At 52.1% G+C, this 22,313-nt stretch carries 25 protein-coding genes and 1 riboswitch; of the genes, 10 read left to right on the top strand and 15 right to left on the bottom strand.

Annotated features, from left to right (window positions below; translation table 11 throughout):
* Window positions 1-54: 54 nt before the first annotated feature.
* From ACLJRE_RS02480 to ACLJRE_RS02470, 3 genes are all read right to left on the bottom strand, one after another.
* Window positions 55-114, bottom strand: coding sequence for a type I toxin-antitoxin system Ibs family toxin (locus ACLJRE_RS02480; protein ID WP_001804776.1), 60 nt, complete (start codon window positions 112-114; stop codon window positions 55-57).
* A 238-nt stretch (window positions 115-352) separates the two neighbouring features.
* Window positions 353-2,032 (bottom strand): flotillin family protein, encoded by a 1,680-nt coding sequence (locus tag ACLJRE_RS02475; protein ID WP_000342876.1) that lies wholly within the window; start codon window positions 2,030-2,032, stop codon window positions 353-355.
* Window positions 2,033-2,050: 18 nt separating this feature from the next.
* A complete protein-coding gene (locus ACLJRE_RS02470) occupies window positions 2,051-2,671 on the bottom strand; it encodes an OB-fold-containig protein (RefSeq protein ID WP_000171742.1) in 621 nt (206 codons plus the stop codon).
* A 257-nt stretch (window positions 2,672-2,928) separates the two neighbouring features.
* Here ACLJRE_RS02470 and glgS point away from each other — a divergent pair, with 257 nt between their 5' ends.
* Entirely contained in the window at window positions 2,929-3,138 is a 210-nt protein-coding gene (gene glgS, locus ACLJRE_RS02465; protein ID WP_000928927.1) for a cell surface composition regulator GlgS, read from the top strand.
* Between the two features lie 73 nt (window positions 3,139-3,211).
* Here the strand turns inward: glgS and ubiK are convergent, their stop codons facing one another.
* The gene (gene ubiK / locus ACLJRE_RS02460; protein ID WP_000566824.1) at window positions 3,212-3,508 is read right to left on the bottom strand and encodes a ubiquinone biosynthesis accessory factor UbiK; all 297 of its coding nucleotides are present in this window, start codon (window positions 3,506-3,508) and stop codon (window positions 3,212-3,214) included.
* A 132-nt stretch (window positions 3,509-3,640) separates the two neighbouring features.
* Window positions 3,641-3,839, top strand: a riboswitch (FMN riboswitch).
* A gap of 105 nt (window positions 3,840-3,944) precedes the next feature.
* On the opposite strand from ubiK, the gene ribB reads away from it, so the two are divergent.
* Window positions 3,945-4,598, top strand: a complete 654-nt coding sequence (gene ribB, locus ACLJRE_RS02455) for a 3,4-dihydroxy-2-butanone-4-phosphate synthase (RefSeq protein ID WP_001076978.1) — start codon at window positions 3,945-3,947, stop codon at window positions 4,596-4,598.
* 170 nt (window positions 4,599-4,768) lie between these two features.
* On the opposite strand, the gene dsbI is transcribed toward ribB, so the two are convergent.
* Genes dsbI through ACLJRE_RS02440 form a run of 3 tightly spaced genes read right to left on the bottom strand, consistent with a single transcriptional unit; the run spans window position 4,769 to window position 7,948 of the window.
* On the bottom strand, window positions 4,769-5,446 hold the full coding sequence (dsbI, locus tag ACLJRE_RS02450) for a protein-disulfide oxidoreductase DsbI (protein ID WP_000345576.1): 678 nt from the start codon (window positions 5,444-5,446) through the stop codon (window positions 4,769-4,771).
* 14 nt (window positions 5,447-5,460) lie between these two features.
* Window positions 5,461-6,132: a thiol:disulfide interchange protein DsbA/DsbL gene (locus tag ACLJRE_RS02445; RefSeq protein WP_000096230.1), complete on the bottom strand. Its 672-nt coding sequence runs from the start codon at window positions 6,130-6,132 to the stop codon at window positions 5,461-5,463.
* Between the two features lie 19 nt (window positions 6,133-6,151).
* Window positions 6,152-7,948, bottom strand: coding sequence for an aryl-sulfate sulfotransferase (locus tag ACLJRE_RS02440; protein WP_410957301.1), 1,797 nt, complete (start codon window positions 7,946-7,948; stop codon window positions 6,152-6,154).
* 399 nt (window positions 7,949-8,347) lie between these two features.
* Between ACLJRE_RS02440 and ACLJRE_RS02435 the strand changes: the two genes are divergently transcribed.
* On the top strand, window positions 8,348-8,524 hold the full coding sequence (locus ACLJRE_RS02435) for a hypothetical protein (protein ID WP_000469257.1): 177 nt from the start codon (window positions 8,348-8,350) through the stop codon (window positions 8,522-8,524).
* A 66-nt stretch (window positions 8,525-8,590) separates the two neighbouring features.
* On the opposite strand, the gene zupT is transcribed toward ACLJRE_RS02435, so the two are convergent.
* The gene (zupT, locus tag ACLJRE_RS02430; protein ID WP_000115874.1) at window positions 8,591-9,364 is read right to left on the bottom strand and encodes a zinc transporter ZupT; all 774 of its coding nucleotides are present in this window, start codon (window positions 9,362-9,364) and stop codon (window positions 8,591-8,593) included.
* 140 nt (window positions 9,365-9,504) lie between these two features.
* On the opposite strand from zupT, the gene ygiD reads away from it, so the two are divergent.
* Window positions 9,505-10,293, top strand: coding sequence for a 4,5-DOPA dioxygenase extradiol (gene ygiD / locus ACLJRE_RS02425; RefSeq protein ID WP_023220866.1), 789 nt, complete (start codon window positions 9,505-9,507; stop codon window positions 10,291-10,293).
* A 61-nt stretch (window positions 10,294-10,354) separates the two neighbouring features.
* Here the strand turns inward: ygiD and ACLJRE_RS02420 are convergent, their stop codons facing one another.
* The 3 genes from ACLJRE_RS02420 to tolC all read right to left on the bottom strand — a co-directional run bounded on the left by ACLJRE_RS02420 (window position 10,355) and on the right by tolC (window position 13,883).
* Complete coding sequence (locus ACLJRE_RS02420; RefSeq protein WP_023212691.1) at window positions 10,355-11,518, bottom strand: glutathionylspermidine synthase family protein; 1,164 nt, start codon at window positions 11,516-11,518, stop codon at window positions 10,355-10,357.
* Between the two features lie 5 nt (window positions 11,519-11,523).
* Complete coding sequence (locus ACLJRE_RS02415) at window positions 11,524-12,195, bottom strand: DUF1190 family protein (protein WP_000831528.1); 672 nt, start codon at window positions 12,193-12,195, stop codon at window positions 11,524-11,526.
* A gap of 212 nt (window positions 12,196-12,407) precedes the next feature.
* Window positions 12,408-13,883 carry an outer membrane channel protein TolC gene (gene tolC / locus ACLJRE_RS02410; protein ID WP_015899378.1) on the bottom strand — a complete coding sequence of 492 codons (1,476 nt, stop codon included), beginning with the start codon at window positions 13,881-13,883 and terminating at the stop codon, window positions 12,408-12,410.
* A gap of 200 nt (window positions 13,884-14,083) precedes the next feature.
* Between tolC and nudF the strand changes: the two genes are divergently transcribed.
* The 5 genes from nudF to parE are packed head-to-tail and all read left to right on the top strand — an operon-like array spanning window position 14,084 to window position 18,488.
* Entirely contained in the window at window positions 14,084-14,716 is a 633-nt protein-coding gene (nudF, locus tag ACLJRE_RS02405) for an ADP-ribose diphosphatase (protein ID WP_001231950.1), read from the top strand.
* Window positions 14,713-15,135, top strand: coding sequence for a DUF1249 family protein (locus ACLJRE_RS02400; RefSeq protein ID WP_000833404.1), 423 nt, complete (start codon window positions 14,713-14,715; stop codon window positions 15,133-15,135). Before nudF ends, ACLJRE_RS02400 begins: the two co-directional genes overlap by 4 nt.
* A gap of 24 nt (window positions 15,136-15,159) precedes the next feature.
* Window positions 15,160-15,987 (top strand): 3',5'-cyclic-AMP phosphodiesterase, encoded by an 828-nt coding sequence (gene cpdA, locus ACLJRE_RS02395; RefSeq protein WP_000444735.1) that lies wholly within the window; start codon window positions 15,160-15,162, stop codon window positions 15,985-15,987.
* Window positions 15,987-16,568, top strand: a complete 582-nt coding sequence (yqiA, locus tag ACLJRE_RS02390) for an esterase YqiA (protein WP_000105725.1) — start codon at window positions 15,987-15,989, stop codon at window positions 16,566-16,568. The genes cpdA and yqiA overlap by 1 nt, the downstream gene beginning before the upstream one ends.
* Before the next feature lie 27 nt (window positions 16,569-16,595).
* Entirely contained in the window at window positions 16,596-18,488 is a 1,893-nt protein-coding gene (gene parE, locus ACLJRE_RS02385) for a DNA topoisomerase IV subunit B (protein ID WP_000195315.1), read from the top strand.
* A gap of 124 nt (window positions 18,489-18,612) precedes the next feature.
* Here parE and ACLJRE_RS02380 read toward each other — a convergent pair whose 3' ends face one another.
* From ACLJRE_RS02380 to qseB, 4 genes are all read right to left on the bottom strand, one after another.
* Window positions 18,613-18,927 (bottom strand): putative quinol monooxygenase, encoded by a 315-nt coding sequence (locus tag ACLJRE_RS02380; protein ID WP_000958587.1) that lies wholly within the window; start codon window positions 18,925-18,927, stop codon window positions 18,613-18,615.
* Between the two features lie 31 nt (window positions 18,928-18,958).
* Window positions 18,959-19,540 (bottom strand): NAD(P)H-dependent oxidoreductase, encoded by a 582-nt coding sequence (locus tag ACLJRE_RS02375; RefSeq protein ID WP_000065416.1) that lies wholly within the window; start codon window positions 19,538-19,540, stop codon window positions 18,959-18,961.
* A 106-nt stretch (window positions 19,541-19,646) separates the two neighbouring features.
* A complete protein-coding gene (qseC, locus tag ACLJRE_RS02370; RefSeq protein ID WP_000779333.1) occupies window positions 19,647-20,996 on the bottom strand; it encodes a quorum sensing histidine kinase QseC in 1,350 nt (449 codons plus the stop codon).
* On the bottom strand, window positions 20,993-21,652 hold the full coding sequence (qseB, locus tag ACLJRE_RS02365) for a quorum sensing response regulator transcription factor QseB (RefSeq protein ID WP_001221574.1): 660 nt from the start codon (window positions 21,650-21,652) through the stop codon (window positions 20,993-20,995). The genes qseC and qseB overlap by 4 nt, the downstream gene beginning before the upstream one ends.
* A gap of 151 nt (window positions 21,653-21,803) precedes the next feature.
* Between qseB and ACLJRE_RS02360 the strand changes: the two genes are divergently transcribed.
* Window positions 21,804-22,196 carry a YgiW/YdeI family stress tolerance OB fold protein gene (locus ACLJRE_RS02360; RefSeq protein ID WP_000731553.1) on the top strand — a complete coding sequence of 131 codons (393 nt, stop codon included), beginning with the start codon at window positions 21,804-21,806 and terminating at the stop codon, window positions 22,194-22,196.
* The last annotated feature ends 117 nt before the right edge of the window (window positions 22,197-22,313 follow it).

Genomic DNA, 22,313 nt, shown 5'->3' with positions numbered 1-22,313 from the left:
CCTAAAGTAAAGGAATAAGGGTGAGAGGGGATCTCTCCCCCCTCTGATTGGCTGTTAGTAAGCTGCGAAACTTATCAGTAACAGAACAATCAGTATGATGACCTGGTGCATCATAACCCTTTCCTTATTAAAGCCCCTTCCTCGGGAGGGGCTTTCCCGTTTCAGTCCCTTGCTGACATCGCGATTGTTGGTGAGTGGCCTGTCTGACGCAAGGGCTTTCTCCCGCCGATTTTGCGTTACTGGATCGCCCACGCAAAATGGCCTGCTGGTCATAACGCTTTGTACAGACAAGGTGGAAAAAAGATAAAAAAATCCCCGGTCTTATGACCAGGGACAGGAGATATGGCGGGGATTATTGCTCTTTTACCGTTGCTTCGCGATTAATCTCATCCGTTGCCGATGAAACCAACGGCGTGGTCAGCGCCTTTAGCGAGCCGCCAGCGATGCCAATCTCGTTTAACAGCGAATCGATCAGCGGCGCCTGGGTACGATAGGTGAGCGCGGCAGATAACGCTTGTTCCGCCAGGTTTCCCCCGTTAGCGCCGCCAGCGGCGACGTCGCCCGCCATCGCGCCGCGATTGAGGCCATCGACCTGAATAATCTTAATGCCGTCGATGGATTTCATCGGTTCAACAGACTTCTCAATAACAGCAGGCAACGATTGTAAGAGCGCTAGTTTAAATTTGAGGCTGGTTTGTTCGTCAGATAGTACGTTGATAGCGTCATTCAGCGCCCGCTGCGCTTCGGCTTCCGCCAGACCTTTTTTACGCGTTGCTTCCGCCAGTTCGATGATGGCGGCGGCTTGCAATTCTGCCGCTTCTTTCTCTGCTTTTGCCCGAACGGTCAGTTCGACCGCTTTGGTTTCCGCATCCTGCGCCGCGGCGATCAGAGCGACCTGCTTGGCGCGATCCGCTTCGGCGGTCTGGCGGGTGGTTTCTACGTTTTGCTGGGCGCGAACCGCATCGGCCAGCGCGTCGTTGGCGCGCGCTTCCGCTTGCGATTGCTGCTCGGATTTGGCGGCAATGGCGATAGATTTCGTCTGGTTGGCGATTTCTGTCACCTGTTGCTGTTCGATCTCTTTAATACGTACTTCACGCTCGGCCTCAACTTTCCTGGACCGTACTGCTTGCTCACGTTCGATCTCCGTCTCCTGGATCTGCCGCTCAGCAAGAATGCGCGTCTGTTCTGCTTCACGATGGCGCTCGGCCTCAAAAGCGGCAATTTTAGCGTTTTGTTCGGCGGTGCGGGTTTTAACCTGTTGCTCCTGCTCCAGAGTCATAAAGGCTTCTTGTTGCTCGATTTCCAGCTTGCGTTCAAGCGCGTCGCGGTTCTTTTCGCGCACCGCTACTTCCACATCCTGTTCCACTTCATTACGTTCACGACGGCGGCGTTCGGTTTCCTGCGTCAGTTTCGTCAGACCTTCGGCATCAAAGGCATTGTTTGGATTGAAATGCTCTTTGGACGTTTGGTTAAAGTTGGTTAATGAGACGCTTTCCAGTTCCAGGCCGTTTTTCGACAAATCTTCCGCAACGGTGTTTTGTACGCCCTGAACGAAGTTTTCACGCGTATCCTGTAGCTCATGCATCGTCATCTGGGCTGCGGTAGCGCGTAGGGCGTCAACGAATTTATCCTCAACCAGCATACGAAGATCTTCCGGCGACAGCGTTCGCTGGCCAAGGGTTTGTGCGGCGGTGGCAATACCTTCAACAGAGGGCTTTACACGCACGAAGAAAGCGACGACCACGTCAACGCGCATACGATCTTTGGTGATCAGGCTGTCGACGGTAGCACGGCTGACTTCAAGTTTTAGGGTATTCATATTGATCGGAATAATTTCGTGAAAGATTGGCATCACAATAGCGCCGCCGCTCATCACCACTTTTTGCCCGCCAAGCCCGGTACGGACAAACGCCTGTTCCGCAGATGCGCGGCGATAAAGGCGAGCAAAAATGATCCCGATAATTAGTAAGACGATAACCGCAACGATGGCGGTAAACATCCATGATGGCAATATGCCAAAAACATCATCCATTATGTAAGTTCCTCTCAATTAAACATAGAAGGTACGCTCAGCCAAATAACGCGTTGCGGAAAGTCGGCAGACAATCAGCACCTTGTCTCCTTTTTTAAATTCTTTTCCCTTTTCGGGTTCCAGCAGTAAATAGTGAATCTGGCCGAACTTATCGGTAAATTTTCCTTCGCAAGGTGTACCGGCGACGGCGGCGTGGCCGGTAATAATCGCCATGCCGCCGATAAATTCCTCTTCCCTGAGGGCGGAGCTTTCATCTCTGGGTAGCCAGGGCGCGAGGATTTTTCCGCTGTAATGCACGGCAAAGACCGACAGGACAATGCTCAACGGGACCAGCAGCAGATTGCTGAGCGGCGCTTGCCAGAGCATGATCCCGCCATGCTGGATGAGGATACCGAAGAGGCCGAAATAACCGGCCAATAGACAGAGGACGACCAGGGCGGGAACGCGTCCAATATTCAGATAATGAAGCGCCTGGCCCGTAGGGCCAGATGACAGGGCGTCATAATGATCGAGATGGGCGTCGAGCGCGCCTGAAAGAAAGTGGCCAAAAATCAGAGAAATCATCTCCAGCACGCCGATAAAGAAAACGAACGCGATGGCAAACAGATAGGGGCTGTTATACTCCGCAAATAAGGTCATATTTTCTATCCTTGTCGCCGCCTTCAGAAGGGTGTTCGCGTGATAATTTTCATGCTTGTTATTTCATTGCGTTACAATATCATGTGACCCATATCTCCTTAAGTCCGAAAAGCGATTTATCCGTCGTTATCTTTGGTGAATATTGTGATTTTGCGCATTAAATTTGCGCACGTTATGTATAAAACCGCCGTACATATAGGGAAATACTGAAATTAGAAAAAGCATATAGCCTTAACAGAATTCAATAACTGGAGGGTATGCTGATGAACAACAATAACGTCTATTCATTGAATAATTTCGATTTTCTGGCGCGCAGTTTTGCCAGAATGCAGGCGGAGGGGCGTCCTGTTGATATCCAGGCGGTAACCGGCAATATGGACGAGGAGCACCGCGACTGGTTTTGCAAGCGTTACGCGCTTTACTGCCAGCAGGCGACTCAGGCGAAAAGGTTAGAATTAGAACACTAATCCTCGCTCCCTTTACAGGTGCAGGGCATTATTCAGAGCTTATATGAGCGGGCCGTCAGGCCCGTTCACGTTTTTACTCTTGTGGATCGACTGGCGGGATGGCGGGCGCAGGTTTTACTTCTTCAGGCTTGTCGCGAGCTTCCAGTTCGCTGAGGCGTTGCTCCAGCAGCGCCAGTTTTTCCCGGGTGCGCAGCAAGACCTGAGTCTGGACATCAAACTCTTCGCGGCTCACCAGATCGAGACGCGTCAGCTGAGATTGCAGCGTTTGACGGATTTTTTTCTCGATATCTTCCCCGAACTCGCGAATACCTTTCGGCATTGACTCATGAACCTGGCGTGCGATTTGCTCAATTTTTTTCGGGTCAATCATTGTGGTTTCCCTGAACTGGTAAGTGTTAGCTCTTATTGTAGTGCGATATGTGGACGCCATAAACCAGAATTGTGTGACGTCATACGGAGTAAAGGCGTTGATGAAGGTAATCAATAGCGTTATAGTTAACCCGCTTATTCTCAGGGCGGGGCGAAATTCCCCACCGGCGGTAAATCAGCGATGTTTAACGCATTTCTCATCACGGCGCGCCGTGACGGAACGCGGAGAGCAGGTTGAAAGCCCGCGAGCGCTTTTTGCCATAGCGAAAAGGTCAGCAGATCCGGTGTAATTCCGGGGCCGACGGTTAAAGTCCGGATGGGAGAGGGTAACGATCCAGTCGGGCATGGACCCGCTCACGTTATTTTTTTGCCGCTTGTCGGCACTCCTAAGACTGCCCTGATTCTGGTAACCATAATGTTAATGAGGTTTTTTTACCATGAATCAGACGCTACTTTCCTCTTTTGGTACGCCTTTTGAACGTGTTGAACTTGCACTGGATGCGCTGCGTGAAGGACGCGGTGTGATGGTGCTTGATGATGAAGATCGTGAAAACGAAGGCGATATGATTTTCCCCGCAGAGACGATGACCGTAGAACAGATGGCGTTAACCATTCGTCACGGTAGCGGTATTGTTTGCCTGTGCATTACTGAAGACCGTCGTAAGCAGCTCGACTTGCCAATGATGGTGGAAAACAACACCAGTGCCTACGGCACCGGTTTTACCGTGACCATTGAAGCCGCAGAAGGCGTGACCACCGGCGTTTCCGCCGCTGACCGTGTCACTACGGTGCGTGCGGCAATTAAGGATGGCGCAAAACCGTCCGATCTTAACCGTCCGGGGCACGTTTTCCCACTGCGCGCTCAGGCGGGCGGCGTGCTGACGCGCGGCGGCCATACGGAGGCGACCATCGATCTGATGACGCTGGCCGGTTTTAAACCTGCAGGTGTACTGTGCGAGTTGACTAACGACGATGGGACGATGGCGCGCGCGCCGGAGTGTATCGCGTTTGCAGGCCAGCATAATATGGCGGTGGTCACGATTGAAGATCTGGTGGCTTACCGCCAGGCGCATGAGCGCAAAGCCAGCTGATCGAACGGATCATGGTTGAAAAAAGCCGATGAGATGTCATCGGCTTTTTTGTATTCCTTCGGTGCCATACTGTTCAGTTTCAAAGAACGACGAATAAGCTGAATGGTAAAATTATTGTGAGAAAAGCAGAGGCCTGAATGCAGACCTCTGCTTTGGTTTATCTATTCAGGTTATTTGCCTCTGGCCAGTTTCAATGCCCAGGCGCCGCTCATCACCAGCAGCAGAATCAGGCACAACCCAAAGGCCAACATACATGCCTGCGCCATGTTCATAAAGTGCCAGGGCGGAAGCAGATACCAGCCTTCAGACTGCTGGTAGAGATCGACAAACCACTGCTGTACGCTACTGAGCGTTACGCCATCAGGGACGATAGGCGCGTCATAACCGCAGTCTCCGGTAGGTTTAAACCACTCCGGTGCCCATTCCGCCAACGGTAAGTTGAAAGGAAAGGTCGGGTCAGTCGAACATCCTTGCACGCCAAAAAGTGAATCGGGGTCCGCATTATGTACCGCATGATGGATACCATTAAGCTTAATAGAAAACTTAATGCCCATAATGCTGCCATAAAACGCCGCGATGCAGCCAATCAGCTTCAGCACGATATTTTTGGGATTTATCGCCGCAATCACCCCGCCAATTACCATCACAAACATCGCGTAACGAATGTAAACACACTGTTCGCACGGCGCCATGTAGAGATAGATTTGGAAGAACGAGTGCGCCAGGATAATTAACCCTCCCATCGCGATGGCCATTAACAGCCACAGAAAGCGCTGTTCCTGCCATCTCACCAGCGTATCTACTGGTCTTGCGCGTAGGTCTCGCCATAATCCCTTAATAAAATCCATAATCGTTTCCCTGCTTATTTTTTAGTGGCCAGTTCCCGGACGAGTTCAGCCATAGAATCGATGGATTTGATGTTTTTGGTATAGATAAGGTACTTGCCGTTGACGACGTAAGCCGGAACACCCTGAATTTTGGCAACGTCATAGGCGGCTTTCCATTTTTCCAGAGTCTCCTGAACGGCAGGATCTTTCAGCGCCGCTTCAAAATCAGCCTGGCTCATGCCTGCGGCGTCCAGCCCGGTTTTAATAAATGCTGCCGGATCTTTCCCATCTGACCAGCGCTCTTTCTTATCATGGTAAGCCGCGTACCAGGCGAACTTCGCTTTTTTGAATTGTGATTTAGCATCAAATAACGAAATCCCGGCAGCTTTATCTTTGGCGATCAGGACTGCAAATACTTCGCTGGCCTGTTTGCCATATTCGCCTTTTGTTTCCAGGTGGAACGGGGTGAACGTAACAAGATCGGCTACTTTATCAGAAACCGGACCTGTTACGGCTTTGTCATATTTGTAGCAGAAAGGGCAGGCGTAGCTAAATACCTTAATCAGCGTTTTATCCGCATTAGGAATCGGTTTCTCCAGAACCATATAATCTGTGCCCTCGGTAAAAGCCGATGCCGCAAAAGGAGTGACCAATGCCGCGGTTAATACTACGCTTTTAAATAAAGAGGTAATCCATTTAGATGACATATTAATTCCTTCCCGTGATTTATTTAAACATTTGCGTTGGATGAACCAGTAATGCACGATAGTGAGTCTGGTTGGGTTTATCCGACAGCACATCAATTTCAACTTTCACTTCTTTCGTTTTATAGTCAATCTCATTCAGTTTGCCGACTGTGGGTTTACCAACGTCGAACAGGTTAATAGAACCGCCAAAGCCGAACATGGTGTCGCGGTCTTTTTGATATTCAACAACCGAGGTAATAGGACTATAGAAATCATACCCACGTTCTTTACCGTATTCCCAAACTTGTTGTACGGTGCCTTTCTTCTCATCGATCTTATATTCGACAAAACGGGAATATTTCATGGTCGGTAGAGCCGGTTGCTCCAGGCCGCGACCATCGCCGTTATCAAAGACCGTTAACGTGCCTTTGCTGGAAAGCCATGCCGTATGTTGGGTATAGGTGAAATCGAAATCGGTGTCCTTACACTTGCCGTTTTCGTCACAGGTCAACGGCTTACCATGATCGTCTACCGGCTTCAGCAATTTACTGGCTAGCTGCTTATTCCAGCCTTTAGACGGTGCCAGTATCCATTTCACCTGCTTATCGCGACCAATTTTTACAATACCCTGATGGCGGGAAGAAAGGATGATGGAGTCGTCTTTCGCGTCATAAGCGATAGAGTTGACGTGCGCCCAGTTACGACCGGCACCAACGCCAAGTGCATCGCCATACGGCGTATCCGGTTCGAGTTTCGCCTGCTGTCCGGCATGGGCCAGATCGACGTTCACGCATACTGCGCCCGCATCCAGCGCGCCTAGCAGCGCATCACGCATAGGGTCGAGGATTTTGGTTAAATCCCAAACGTCTACTACGCGGCCAGACTTATCGACCTCAATGATTTGGTCACGAATCGTATGAACATGTATGCCGTCTTCTTTGCGGTAATCGCGTTTGCCGACGCGCAGCAGTACGGTGCCGTTCACGGTTTCGATGGATCCATGAGACGCATCCAGGAACCCGCGCGGCAGTTTATGATCGGCAAGAATTTGCCCCATCATGTCAAACTCGTACCAGTGTTGGCCCTGCACCGCGGTAAAGGTGCCGCGAGGCGTTTCACGAATACCCATCAGGTAGCCGCGTTTGTTGATATTCATATCGTGGCCGTCGTAGAAGGTATCTTGATCCAGCCACCAGCGATATTCACCCTGGGTGTCGACCACAAACGTATAAGGGGCGATATCGAAAGGCAAAGCCCCGCCCGCCGGACCGGCATCAAGAATGCCCGCATTTTTATCTTTTTCGCCGTGCCAGTGAAATTCAGCGCCCTGCGGCGTAAAGGTATGGGTATTTACCAGATAAAGACGATCTTCAAATCCTGGCGCGACTTTAATAACTTTCGTTTGCTGGAGATCTGAAATAGAACGGTTATCCATATAATGGTTGACGATGGCGGACGTCTGCACCACATAGTCATCCTTCATGGCTTTGCCGTTTTCTTTATATTCTACCGTGACGTTGTTGGCAAATTTCTGATAAAGGCCAAAAATAGGAATACCGTCATAGGTTTCTAAAGACTCTTTCCCAACAGTATAAGTAACGGGAACGCCTTTTTCCCCTTTGCCATGTACAGTAACTTTAACGTCTGAAATAACATGGCTATCTAATTCCACCAGTGCGGTGAGAGGGGCATTACCGTAAGGATCGACAACGACTGCGCCTAATTTTCCTGCGGGCTGCGCCGGTTGAAAACCTGCGGCAAACGTACTGGCTGCGGTGAGTCCGCATGTCAGTGCGACGGCACCGGCAAGTATTGTTTTCCGGTATTGGTCAAACATGGATATATCTCCTTATATACAACTTCTAAATATAATACTTCTGTATATACTATGTTTTTATTAATGATAAATGAGGTAAATGATTGGTCTTTAAATATAAGTCATGATGCTATTACTTATTTTAAAGTATATTTTGTATCAATATTTTTTAATTGCCTGAGTGAGTCGATAGTAGGAGTGTGATATTTTAAGAACAATATAAATTAGTACGAAGTGTGATCTTATCGACATTGTTTTCTGCTTAATACCTCTTTCATTATTGTGTTTCACCACTGATTTATATGATCAAAATCATTTATTTGTTCCACAAATATGCCAGTATATGAATACGTCAAAATAAGGGTATGTAAAATTTTAACGTTAAATGTTTAGTGATGTTAAATTTTAAGGGTAAAAAGGATGTTTATTGCCTGGTATTGGATAATATTAATCGTTCTGGTGGTAGTAGGGTATATTTGCCATATGAAGCGTTATTGCAGAGCGTTTCGGCAAGACAGAGATGCATTACTTGAAGCGCGAACGAAACGTTTTCGCCAGACGAACGAAGGCGACAGCGTGATGAATGAGCAGAAATAGCGCATATCCTTGACGGGCAGCCGGATGTTGCCTGGCTAAAGGCCTGCATCCGGCGCGAGGTTTCTCTTAACCGATACCTATCGTCTGCAAAATGACGAGACTGAGCCCCATGATGGACATACCGCAAAGCACGCCATAGCTGGGGTTATTGTTAGGATCGATCTCTTTTGCCAGCGGCATCAGTTCATCGACGGAGAGCGCCACCATAATACCGGCGACTGCCGCCATGATAGCCGCCATAACGATTGGCGAAACCAGACTACCCAAAATCAGCCACGCCAGCACGCCGCCAAGAATTTCCGCCATGCCGGAGATACCGGCCCAAAAAATCGCGGTACGTTTTGATCCCGTCGCGGCATAAACCGGACCGGCAACCGCCAGACCTTCAGGAATATTGTGCAACGCCACCGCCAGTGCGATGCCGAAACCCAGTTCAAGATTGCTGCTGGCAGTGACAAAGGTGGCGATCCCTTCCGGAAAGTTGTGCAGGCTAATGCCGAGCGTCAATAAAATCGCAGTGCGTTTTATCGAGCCGGGAAGCGGCTGCTGCCTTTTTTGCACCAGATCCTGCGGATGAGCGTGAGGAAGCAGGCGATCCAGCCCGAAGTAGCCCAACAGGCCGATAATAAACATCCCGTAGCCCAGTACAGGCGACATTCCCTCGGTATCAAGCGCGGCGGGCAGCATCTCCATCAGCGAGATGAGCAGCATGATCCCTGCGGCGAAGCCCAGCGAAAAAGCCAGCACGCGATTAGACGGTTTTTGGCCGAGAACGCCAAGAAACGCGCCAATAAAGGTGGCGGCGCCCGCCAGTAAGGTCAGAATAAGTGGTACTGACATCCATTACTCCTTATCAATTTGCCGTCCGAACCTGACCTTCAAAATAACTGATGATCTTCATCATAGTTATCTGAGTTCTTCCTCTGTGAAGAAAGCGTATGGTGATGTTAACAAAATGTCTTTCCTGTAAGGATAACATCATGTCTTTAACGTGTATGCCAGCATTGTTTTTGGGGCATGGCAGCCCGATGAACGTGCTGGACGATAACGATTATACCCGCGCCTGGCGGCGATTGGGGGAAGCCCTACCGCGACCGCAGGCGATAGTGGTGGTGTCGGCGCACTGGTATACCCGCGGGATGGGCGTCACAGCGATGGAAAGGCCGCAAACTCTCCATGATTTTGGCGGTTTTCCGCAGGCGTTGTATGACACGCATTATCCGGCCCCTGGATCGCCTGCGCTGGCGCAGCGTCTGGTTGAACTGTTGGCTCCCGTTCCCGTCGCGCTCGATAAAGAAGCGTGGGGATTTGATCACGGCTCCTGGGGCGTATTGATCAAGATGTACCCGAATGCGGATATCCCGATGGTGCAGCTTAGTGTTGATAGTACCAAACCGGCGGCATGGCATTTTGAGGTGGGTCGTAAGCTGGCGACGCTGCGTGACGAAGGCGTGATGCTGGTGGCCAGCGGGAATGTGGTTCATAACCTGCGGACTGTGCGTTGGCACGGTGACAATATACCGTATCCCTGGGCGGCGTCATTTAATGACTTTGTTAAAGCCAATCTGACGTGGCAGGGGCCGGTAGAACAGCACCCGCTGGTGAATTATCTGCAACATGAAGGGGGGGCCTTATCGAACCCGACGCCGGAGCACTTTTTGCCTTTGCTGTATGTACTTGGCGCCTGGGACGGCAAGGAACCTATCACCATCCCGGTCGACGGTATTGAGATGGGCAGTATAAGTATGTTGTCGGTGCAGGTGGGGTAGGCCGGGTAAGGCGCGGAATGATTGCCCGATGGCGCTACGCGCATCGGGCTTACAGGAAAATCTATCCTTCGACAAAAATATGCGGATAGAAGCGGGAGAGATCCTGGGTGATCAGCGCCCGATCTTCACGGATACCAATGCCGGCGGGCTGATCGTTAATCAGCCAGCTACCAATCAGGGTGTAACTGTCGCCGAATTTTGGCAGCGGATAGAACTGTTGCACGATCATACCCTCTTCGCCATACGGGCCTTCCACGGATTCGATCGTTTTACCGTTCTCAATAATCGATACGTTCGCCCCTTCGCGGGAGAAGATCGGTTTCACGACATATTTATCCATTGACGGATGTTCGTCTTCGGCGAAATACGCAGGCAACAGATTCGGATGGTCCGGGAACATCTCCCACAACAGCGGCAACAACGCTTTATTGGAGATAATGCTTTTCCAGGCCGGTTCCAGCCAGCGCACGCCGGCATCTTCCAGCTTGGTGGAAAACATCTCGCGCAGCATAAATTCCCACGGATAGAGCTTGAACAGGTTCGCAATGACCTGATCCTGCAGATCCGTAAATTGGCCTTTTTCCCCCAGACCAATATCGTCGATATAGAGAAATTCGGTGGCGATTTCCGCTTCGGCCGCGCAATCCTGTAAATACTGAATGGTGCCGCGATCCTCAACCGTATCGCGACAGCAGGTGAGATGCAGCAACTGAAAACCGTACTGCTCGCGAAGTTCAGCAAAGCGTTCAATCAGCTTTTCCTGCAGGCTATTAAACTGATCGCTGCCTTCCGGCAGATTGCCCGCGTTGATCTGATCTTCCAGCCAAATCCACTGAAAAAACGCCGCTTCATACAGCGACGTTGGCGTGTCGGCATTATTTTCGAGCAGCTTAGGCTCGCCGATGCCGTCCCAGGCCAGATCGAGGCGGGAATAGAGCGACGGTTGTTGCGTTTGCCAGGACTGGCGAACAAAACCCCAGGTATGTTTTGGAATACGAAACTTCGTCATCAGCTCATCGCTGGCGATGACGCGTTCTACTACCTTGAGGCACATCTGGTGCAGCTCGGCGGTAACGTCTTCCAGTTTTTCCACCTGGGCGAGCGTTAACTTGTAATAAGCGTCTTCACACCAGTACGGTTCACCATACATAGTGTGAAAATTAAACCCGTATTCAGTCGCTTTATCGCGCCAGTCCGGGCGCTCGGTAATACTGACTCTTTCCATGCGTATCAGCCGCCCATCGAACGTGTTGAAGTACCGGCAGCGCTACGCTGCATGGTGCTCTGTTTGGCGACGGATTCGCCAAAACCGCCGCGGGTAACGGTTGTTGTGGTGGCAGGTTTCGGCGCCATCGCGGTTTTCGGTACGGTCATTGTCCGGCCCGGTTGCGCCGCGCCGTAGTTTTTACCTGCCGCATCGGTATATTTGCCGTATGCAGGGCTGGCCGGGTTTTTCGAGCTAAACAGCGGCTGTTGCGCAAAGCCTGCGCCGCCGCCCATCAGACGCCCCATCATGTAACCTGCCATAAGCGGCATCCAGAAACTGCCGCTGGATTGTTGGGCCTGCGCCTGATTTTCCGGTGCCATGCCAGCCTGTGCGGGCGCTTGCTGGCACTGACCTTCGCCAAACTCAGCGACGCAATCTTCGCGTGTAGCGTACTTAGGCGCAGTACGTTCGGCCTCTTTCAGCGCATTGTTATACGCGGTTGTACACTCCGCGCTTTTGCCCGGATTCGCCGCTGAACAGTCATCAGCGTTTTGATACAGCGATACGGTTTCATCGCTTTTTTCACAGCCAGCCAGCATAAAAACAGCCGTAACCGCCAAGGCGACCGGCGTTAAATGCCGCGCGCTCCAGCTTTTGCGAAATGATGCGTGATGGATGGATTTTGTCCGTTTCATATTTGTCTTCCAGGACCCAGTGGTAAATACAACATGCGTTCAGAATAGAGGATGACTGGTCGAAATTGAAGCGAGAAAAGGCGAGAATGCGGCGGAATAGCAGGATCTTTACGTTGTCTTACGTTCAGGCGCGGCTTTATGACAGGTAGCGCCGCGCTTACCAGACCTACAAGGGCACAGGTCTGATAAGCGCAGCGCCAGCGAATAACTTATCAATGCCGGAATGGATTGCCGTTATTGCTGTTGGCGCGAGCGGCGGTCGGCTGTACTGCCGGCGCGGCGCTATGGGCATTATAACCGTCTGCGGCAGCATCCTGATCTGGCGTTTCCGGCGCTACGCTTTCCGGCGACGTCGGGATAGGTTTACCCAACGTACTGTTAAGCGCGAGCAGATCCTGCTCGTTCAGCGTACCGAGCGCATATTTGATATTTAACTGATTAATCAAATAGGTATAACGCGCGTTGGCCAGTTGCTGCTTGGCATCATACAGAGTGGTGGTGGCATCCAGTACGTCAACAATGGTACGTGTACCGACCGAGTAACCGGCTTCCATTGCATCCAAAGAACTTTGCGCGGAAACGACTGCCTGTTTATACGCGTTGATGCTGCTGATGGAGGCGTTAATATTGTTAAAGGAAGAACGTACGGTCTGCACCACGCTACGGTGCGCGCTTTCCAGCTGTTCGCTTGCGCCGACGAAGTTATACTGCGCCTGTTTTACCTGCGAGTTAACCATCCCGCCTTGATACAACGGCAGGGAGAAGTTCAGGCCGATTTTATTCTGCCCCATGTTGCTATCGTCGTACTGGGCGGAGTTGGTTTTAGAACCGCTATAAGAGGTATCAGAAATGCCGGTTGAGGCCGTTAAATTCAGCGTCGGCAGATGGCCATCCTGCGCCTGACGGATTTGTTCGCGCGCCAGATCCTGACTTAAACGCGCCTGCAACAGCGACAGGTTACGGTTTTCCGCTTCCTTCAGCAGCGCATTAACAGCTTTGGGTTTGTCGGTTTTAAAATGCTCGACGTTAAGCGACGCCAGCTCCGGGTAATAATTGCCGGTTACCTGGCGCAGCTCTTCTACCGCGTTATCCAGGTTGTTGCGGGCGGTCACTTCATTCGCCAGTACGGTATCATATTGCGCACGGGCGTTTTGCACGTCGGTAATGGCGACCAGACCCACGTTAAAACGTTGCGTCGTTTGATCTAACTGACGGTAGATAGCCTCTTTTTGTGCCTGGGTATAGGAAAGCACATCAATAGCGTTCAATACCTTAAAATACGCGTTCGCGGTATTGAGGATCAGCGTCTGCTGATCGGTCTGATAGGTGACATCCTGAATGCCTGCTGCTTTTTCTTGCAGGGTGAGCCCACGCCATTTCGACATGTCAAATAACGTCTGCGTTAATTGCAGGGAAGCGCTGGTTTCATTGGAGTTGATACCGTTCGCATCGCGATAACCGTTGCTGTAGGTGTAGTCGGCACCTAAACCCAGTTGCGGCAGTAAAGGACTACGCGCTTCGTTAATTTTTTCGAATGCAGCATCGCGATCGGCAGCGGATTTACGCAATTCCGGGTTGCTCAGGCGTGCTTGCTGATAAACTTGCATCAGGTTCTCTGCCTGGCTTAGTGTGCTGAACCCCGACAGGCTCAGGCCGATAAGGATGGGGAGCAATTTCTTCATTTGCATTCCTTGTTGTGAAGCAGTATTTAGCGCTGATCAATTTGTAAAAATAATTGCTGATTCTAGCAGAATCCGCCACTGCAAAAAGTTGGCGTTACGTGCCATACGAGCCTTAATTGGCACCAATTTACCACAAGGGTGATAAAACAGCAGTCAACCACCCTTGAAATTCATCATTTAATCATTATTGCTAGCAGGGCAGCACAATGCGTAAATCAGACAACTTGCCAGTTACTTTCACCAAAAGCGATGTAGAAATTATTGCACGGGAAACGCGCTATCGCGGTTTTTTTTCATTGGATGTGTATCGATTCCGCCATCGTTTATTCAACGGAGAAATGAGTGGCGAGGTAAAGCGCGAAATTTTTGAGCGCGGGCACGCCGCCGTCTTGCTACCCTTTGACCCTGAACGCGACGAGGTGGTGCTGGTCGAACAGATTCGTATTGCCGCGTATGACACAAGCGTTACGCCGTGGCTGCTGGAGATGGTCGCTGGCATGATAGAAGAAGGCGAAACCATTGAGGCGGTCGCCCGGCGGGAGGCGATGGAAGAAGCGGGGCTGACCGTGGGCCGCACCCGACCGGTCATCAGTTACCTGGCGAGTCCAGGAGGAACCAGCGAGCGCTCATCTATTCTGGTGGGTGAAGTGGACGCCACGACCGCGGCAGGTATTCATGGTCTGGCGGATGAAAACGAAGATATTCGGGTTCATGTGGTAAGCCGGGAACAGGCATACCAGTGGGTAGAAGAGGGGAAAATCGACAACGCAGCCGCAGTCATCGCTTTGCAATGGCTTCAGTTGCATCATCAAGAGTTAAAAAACGAGTGGAAAAAATGAAGCGTTATACACCTGACTTCCCAGAAATGATGCGTTTGTGCGAAACCAATTTTTCGCAATTGCGCCGCCTGCTGCCGCGCAATGACGCCCCCGGTGAAACGGTGAGCTATCAGGTGGGCAACGTACAATATCGGTTAACGATTGTGGAATCGACCCGATACACTACGCTTGTAACGATCGAGCAAACGGCGCCAGCCATCACCTACTGGAGCCTGCCGTCGCTGACGGTGCGCCTCTACCATGATGCGATGGTGGCTGAAGTGTGTTCAAGCCAGCAGATCTTTCGCTTCAAAGCGCGGTATGATTATCCAAATAAAAAGTTGCATCAACGCGACGAAAAGCATCAAATTAATCAGTTTCTGGCCGACTGGCTACGATTCTGTTTAGCACATGGAGCGATGGCGATTCCGGTTTATTAGCGTCGTGAAACCTAAGGACACCATTTGGAAAGCCTGTTAACCCTACCTCTGGCTGGTGAGGCCCGAGTCAGGATTTTACAAATTACAGATACTCACCTGTTTGCCGAAAAGCATGAAACGCTGTTAGGCGTCAATACCTGGGAAAGTTACCAGGCTGTGCTGGAGGCTATTCGGGCGCAACAGTATGAATATGATCTGATCGTGGCCACCGGCGATCTGGCGCAGGATCAATCCGCTGCGGCTTATCAGCATTTTGCTGAGGGTATCGCAAGCTTTCGCGCGCCTTGCGTTTGGCTACCGGGCAATCATGATTTTCAGCCGGCAATGTACAGCGCGCTGCAAGAGGCGGGGATTTCCCCGGCTAAACGCGTGTTAATCGGTGAACAATGGCAGATTTTGTTGCTGGATAGCCAGGTGTTTGGCGTTCCGCATGGCGAACTGAGCGAGTTCCAACTGGAATGGCTTGAGCGTAAGCTCGCCGATGCGCCAGAGAGACAGACATTGCTCCTTTTGCACCACCATCCGTTGCCGGCAGGGTGCAGTTGGTTGGATCAGCACAGCTTGCGTAATGCCGGTGAGCTGGATAGCGTGCTGGCGAATTTCCCGCGTGTAAAATATCTGTTATGCGGACATATTCACCAGGAGCTGGATCTTGACTGGAACGGTCGCCGTCTGCTGGCGTCGCCGTCAACCTGCGTACAGTTCAAACCACACTGCGCGAACTTTACGCTGGATACTATCGCGCCGGGCTGGCGTACGCTGGAGCTCCGGGCGAACGGCGTCCTGGAGACGGAAGTGCATCGCCTGCAGGATACCCGGTTCCGACCCGATACCGCTTCGGAAGGATACTGATGTCTACGCTTCTCTATTTGCACGGATTCAACAGTTCCCCTCGCTCGGCAAAAGCGTGCCAGCTAAAAAACTGGCTGGCGGAGCGTCATCCGCATGTCGAGATGATCGTCCCTCAGCTGCCGCCGTATCCTGCCGATGCGGCGGAGTTGCTGGAATCTCTCGTGCTTGAGCATGGCGGTGCGCCATTAGGGCTGGTAGGATCGTCGCTGGGTGGTTATTACGCCACCTGGCTGTCGCAATGTTTTATGCTGCCGGCTGTGGTGGTGAATCCCGCCGTGCGGCCCTTTGAATTACTGACCGACTATCTCGGTCAGAACGAGAACCCCTACACCGGGCAGCAATATGTGCTAGAGTCTCGCCATATTTATGATCTTAAAGTCATGCAGATTGACCCGCTGGAAGCGCCGGACCTGATCTGGCTACTGCAACAGACGGGCGATGAAGTGCTGGATTACCGCCAGGCGGTGGCATATTACGCCTCCTGCCGTCAGACAGTGACCGAGGGTGGTAATCACGCATTCACGGGCTTCGAAGATTATTTCAACCAGATTGTCGATTTTCTTGGACTGCACAGTTGCTGACAATCAATTCGAATTGCTAATTAAACCATGACGCAAACTTATAACGCTGATGCCATTGAGGTACTCACTGGGCTTGAGCCGGTACGCCGCCGCCCGGGGATGTACACCGATACGACCCGCCCCAACCATTTGGGTCAGGAAGTGATTGATAATAGTGTGGATGAAGCACTGGCAGGTCACGCCAAACGCGTGGATGTCATTTTACATGCCGATCAATCGCTGGAAGTGATTGACGACGGACGCGGGATGCCGGTGGATATCCATCCGGAAGAGGGGGTTCCGGCGGTAGAACTGATCCTCTGTCGACTTCATGCCGGCGGTAAATTCTCCAATAAGAACTATCAGTTCTCTGGTGGTCTGCATGGGGTGGGGATTTCGGTAGTGAATGCCCTGTCAAAGCGCGTGGAAGTGACCGTGCGCCGCGACGGTCAGGTCTATAACATCGCGTTTGAAAACGGCGAAAAAGTGCAGGATTTGCAGGTTGTCGGCACCTGCGGTAAACGTAATACTGGCACCAGCGTCCATTTCTGGCCCGACGAAAGTTTCTTCGACAGCCCGCGTTTTTCTGTCTCTCGCTTAATGCACGTTCTGAAAGCAAAAGCGGTGCTGTGTCCCGGCGTGGAAATCACTTTTAAAGATGAAGTGAATAACAGCGAGCAGCGCTGGTGCTACCAGGATGGCCTGAACGACTATCTGGGCGAAGCGGTAAACGGCCTGCTGACGCTGCCGGAAAAGCCGTTTATCGGTAATTTTAACGGTGAAACGGAAGCTGTTGACTGGGCGCTATTGTGGCTGCCGGAAGGCGGCGAATTACTGACGGAAAGCTACGTCAACCTGATCCCGACCATGCAGGGGGGGACGCACGTCAACGGTCTGCGCCAGGGCCTGCTCGACGCGATGCGCGAATTTTGCGAATACCGCAATATTCTGCCGCGCGGCGTCAAACTGTCGGCGGAAGATATCTGGGATCGCTGCGCTTATGTGCTCTCCGTGAAAATGCAGGACCCGCAATTTGCCGGGCAGACCAAAGAGCGTCTGTCGTCGCGTCAATGTGCGGCATTTGTTTCCGGCGTGGTGAAAGATGCCTTCAGCCTGTGGCTGAACCAGAACGTGCAGGCGGCGGAACAACTGGCAGAGATGGCGATTGCCAGCGCGCAGCGGCGACTGCGCGCCGCAAAAAAAGTGGTACGCAAAAAGCTCACCAGCGGTCCGGCGTTGCCGGGGAAACTGGCGGACTGTACCGCGCAGGATCTTAATCGGACCGAGCTGTTCCTTGTGGAAGGGGATTCGGCGGGCGGTTCCGCCAAGCAGGCGCGCGATCGCGAATATCAGGCGATCATGCCGCTCAAAGGTAAGATCCTTAACACCTGGGAAGTCTCTTCCGATGAAGTGCTTGCCTCGCAAGAGGTGCATGATATTTCCGTGGCGATCGGTATCGATCCGGACAGCGACGATCTGAGTCAGCTGCGCTACGGCAAGATCTGTATCCTGGCGGATGCGGACTCCGATGGTTTGCATATCGCTACTCTGCTTTGCGCGCTGTTTGTCAGACATTTCCGCGCGCTGGTGAAGAATGGTCATGTCTACGTCGCGCTGCCGCCGCTATACCGTATCGATTTGGGTAAAGAGGTCTATTACGCGCTGACGGAAGAAGAGAAGGCGGGCGTACTGGAACAACTGAAGCGTAAGAAAGGTAAGCCGAACGTACAGCGTTTCAAAGGCCTGGGTGAAATGAACCCGATGCAGTTACGCGAAACCACGCTTGATCCAAATACTCGCCGCCTGGTGCAGCTCACCATTAGCGATGAAGACGATCAGCGTACTAACGCGATGATGGATATGCTGCTGGCGAAGAAACGTTCTGAAGATCGACGCAACTGGCTACAGGAAAAAGGCGATCTCGCGGATCTCGACGTGTAACGGTTGTTGCACGCTTTATCCGGTCTGCGCGCCGCAGGCCGGATAAGCGAATCCGACATGACGCCGCAGCCTGATGGCGACACTTGCGCATCGCATCAGGGAGACGTCAGACGAGGGTAATAACTTAAACGCCGGATTCCAGAATACGAATATTCATTTCCAGCACATCGTCTTTTACCGCGTCGCTGTAGGCTTTCATATGCGGGGTTTGCAGATGCGCCTCAAGGTGCGCAACGCTTTCCCACTGTTCAATCATCACGATCGAGTCAGGCGCCAGAGTCTGAAAACTCACGCCCGCGGCATGATCCACCATCGGCGCGTAACCGTGGCACCCCTCTTCTTTAAGAACAGTTGGAATAATTTTCGCAAACTGGTCGAGGACGGCCTGACGGTGATGTTGGCCCGGACGCGTGCGAATTTCGGCAATGACGGTAAGCATGGTTAACTCCTTCTAATTCCAGGATGACCAGTTAAGCAAAAATTTCGCTCAGATGCTTGCGATATTCTGCGGTATAGCGCGGAACATCCGGCATTTTAATCACGTCGTTGGCAATAAACGTTGGTAGCGCGTCCATGCCCAGGAACTGGTTGGCTTTATGGAATGGCAGATAGACGCCATCTACGCCTACGCCGTGGAAAAACTGATCTTTTTCGGTAAATGCTTCCATCGGCGCGTTCCACGTCAGTGACAGCATATATTTTTTCCCCTGCACCAGACCGCCGGAACCGTACTTTTTAGCGGCATCGGAACGCGTGCGGCCATCGCTGGCATAGAGCGTGCCGTGACCTTCGGTAAAGACATCATCCATATATTTTTTTACTGTCCATGGTGCGCCCATCCACCAGCCTGGCATCTGCCAAATCACCACGTCAGCCCAGACGAAATTCTGCACCTCTTCTTTAATGTCATAGTCGCTGTCGGCGCGGACGATCTTAACCTGATGACCCAGATCGCGCAGCAGCCCATCGGCAACTTCGGTCAGGGTGTCATTCAACTGGCCGTTGGAGTGCGCGAATTTTTTCGCCCCGTTGATAATCAGGATGTTACTCATTTTGTGTCCTCAAGAAATGCGTTTGCTGCTGATTCTACGCTGACGGGCGGTGCGGTGAAATTAGCAAAATGTGCAAAGTCTTTTGCGTTTTTGGCAAAAGTCTCTGTTACCAACTTACTACGGCCTCAAATCCACCTTCCGCGGCGTTGCCAAACGACACCGTCATGCCGTGCAGCGTAGCGATGCGGCGGACGATTGATAATCCCAGACCGCTGCCGGTCACACTTTGGCCTGGCGGGCGGTAAAAACGCTCGCCGATATGCGTCAGAATCTCTGGCGCTACGCCAGGGCCATTATCTCTGACGGTGAAGCTGCGGGCATGTAAGGTAACGTCGACGACGCTGCCCTGCGGACTGTAGCGAATCGCATTATCCAGCAGGTTACGCACTAACAGGCTTAAGAGTAGCGGCTGACCGGTACGTATGACGTCATGGGCGTTAAGCTGTAAACGCACGTCGATATTCGCCTGCTGCGCCGGATGATAAATATCCATTACCGCGGACTGCAGCAGCTCTTCCAGCGAAATCTCCGCCACATCCTGCAAATTATTGAGCGAGTCGAGGCGCGATAACGTCAGTAGCTGATCGACCAGCCGCGTGGCGCGATCGATCCCCGCATGGAGCTGGGTCAGCGCTTTATCGCGTGAGAGCGGATCGTCGCCCGAGAGCTGCGCCACCTCGGTTTGTACTTTCAGCGCGGCCAGCGGGCTGCGCAATTCATGGGCAGCGTCGGAGGTAAATCGCCGTTCGCGCACCATCATGGAGTGGATGCGGCTAAAAAGCTGATTAAGCGCTTCGACCAGTGGGCGAACCTCGCTCGGTACGCCTTTGGCGTCGAGCGGCGTTTCCGATTCCGGCGACCGGAAGCGCAGCGCCTGCGCCAGTTTTTTCAACGGTCTGAGCTCGCGGTGAAGCAGGAGTAATAAAATCAGTAGCATGAAGGGAAGGGCGAGCAGCCACGGCGTTAATTGCGCCGCCACGATCGCCAGCGCCATATCTTCGCGGTAATCCCACTCCTGACCGACGACGATACGATACTTGCCGTCCGCCGAGTTCAACCACAAAAAACGCCAGAGGTCGTTGTCATCCTTCAGATAGCCATTGTCGAAACCTTCCCGGCGATAGCGATACGGAATATCCTGGCCGTTGTCGCCATCATGCAGCAACATTTTGCCGTCAGCGGAAAAGATGGCGAACGCCAGCGCATCGTCATCGATATGCCCATGTTTTAATTTCTTTGGCGTATGCGCCATGCGCTGCGGGGCGTTGATCTCGTTAAGATCGAGGGTGCTAAGCCGTCTGGCGAACAACATCAACTGTGTGTCAAACAGCTCGTCGACATTATCCGTCGTCTTTCTCCAGGCCACAAAACTGGAGATTGCCCAGGTGATGGAGACCAGAATCAGGAAAATAAGCGTCAGCCTGACGCGCAGGCTGAGACGTTGCGTCAATTTCATGCGTCACCCAGGGTGTAGCCGATGCCGTGTACGGTGCGAATAAATTCGCTGCCGAGCTTGCGGCGTAAATGATGAACATGGACTTCCACTGCATTGCTGGACACGTCGTCATCCCAGTTATACAGCTTCTCTTCAATAAGCTTGCGCGGCAGCACGCGACCTTTGTTGCGCAGTAAGAGTTCCAGCAACGCGAACTCTTTTGGTTTTAAGGCCAGCGGTTCGCCGGCAAGCGTTGCGACGAGATTGCCTGGATTGAGCGTCACCTGGCCGTGGCGCAATTCGCTACTGGCCTGACCGCTGGCGCGGCGTACCAGCGCCTCCAGACGGGCGGCGACCTCAATGAGCGCGAAAGGTTTACATAAATAGTCATCAGCGCCCAGACGTAGCCCCTCGACGCGCTCTGCTAACGCGTCGCGCGCCGTCAGGATCAGGACCGGTTCCTGTTTACCCTTTTCGCGCCATTCGCGCAAAATATCCCGCCCGTCCATGCCTGGCAGCGTCAAATCTAAAATAACCGCATCATAAGGCGCGCTGTAAAGCGCCTCTTTTCCCGGACGTCCCTCGGTAAACCAGTCGACGCTGAAACCCATTTTACTCAGGCCCGCTTTTATGCCATCGCCAATAAGTGTGTCATCTTCTACCAGTAAAATTCGCATCTGTTCTTCCTTGCGGTAACTCGCGTTGCCGTCAGTTAACCTTGTCGCCGCAGGCGATGTACAGAAAAAAAGATTCTTTTTTTGCCTTAAGAAGTTGTTAAGGATTACCTTATTAAATGGATCTGAAACGACATGAAAGGGAAAAGTAATCATGAAAAAATTAGCTGCAATCGTTGCCGTTATGGCACTGTGTTCTACCCCGGTTCTGGCGGCTCAGCAGGGTGGTTTCTCCGGCCCGTCGGCGACGCAAACGCAAGGCGGCGGATTTGTCGGCCCGAACGGCAGCAGCACGACGGTAGAGAGCGCTAAATCGCTGCGTGACGATGCGTGGGTAACGCTGCGCGGGAATATCGTCGAGCGCATTTCCGACGACCTGTATGTGTTTAAAGATGCGACCGGTACTATCAATGTGGATATTGACCACAAGCGCTGGAACGGCCTGACCGTAACCCCGCAGGATACCGTTGAAATTCAGGGCGAAGTGGATAAAGACTGGAACTCTGTCGAAATCGACGTAAAACAGATCTCTAAAGTTGCCAAATAAACTCCATCAGGGCCGCGCTCGCGGCCCTTTTCTTTGTGACTCAACGCGCCAGATAGGGTAGTATCTGCGGCAATATTGCCTGAGAGATACCGGGTATTATTCGGGCTAACAGTTGAG

This window comes from Salmonella sp. SAL04157 (genome assembly GCF_046551635.1).
Classification (GTDB): domain Bacteria; phylum Pseudomonadota; class Gammaproteobacteria; order Enterobacterales; family Enterobacteriaceae; genus Salmonella; species Salmonella enterica.
Note: the sequence above shows the minus strand (reverse complement) of the source record. Positions and strands in the feature narration are given on the sequence as shown.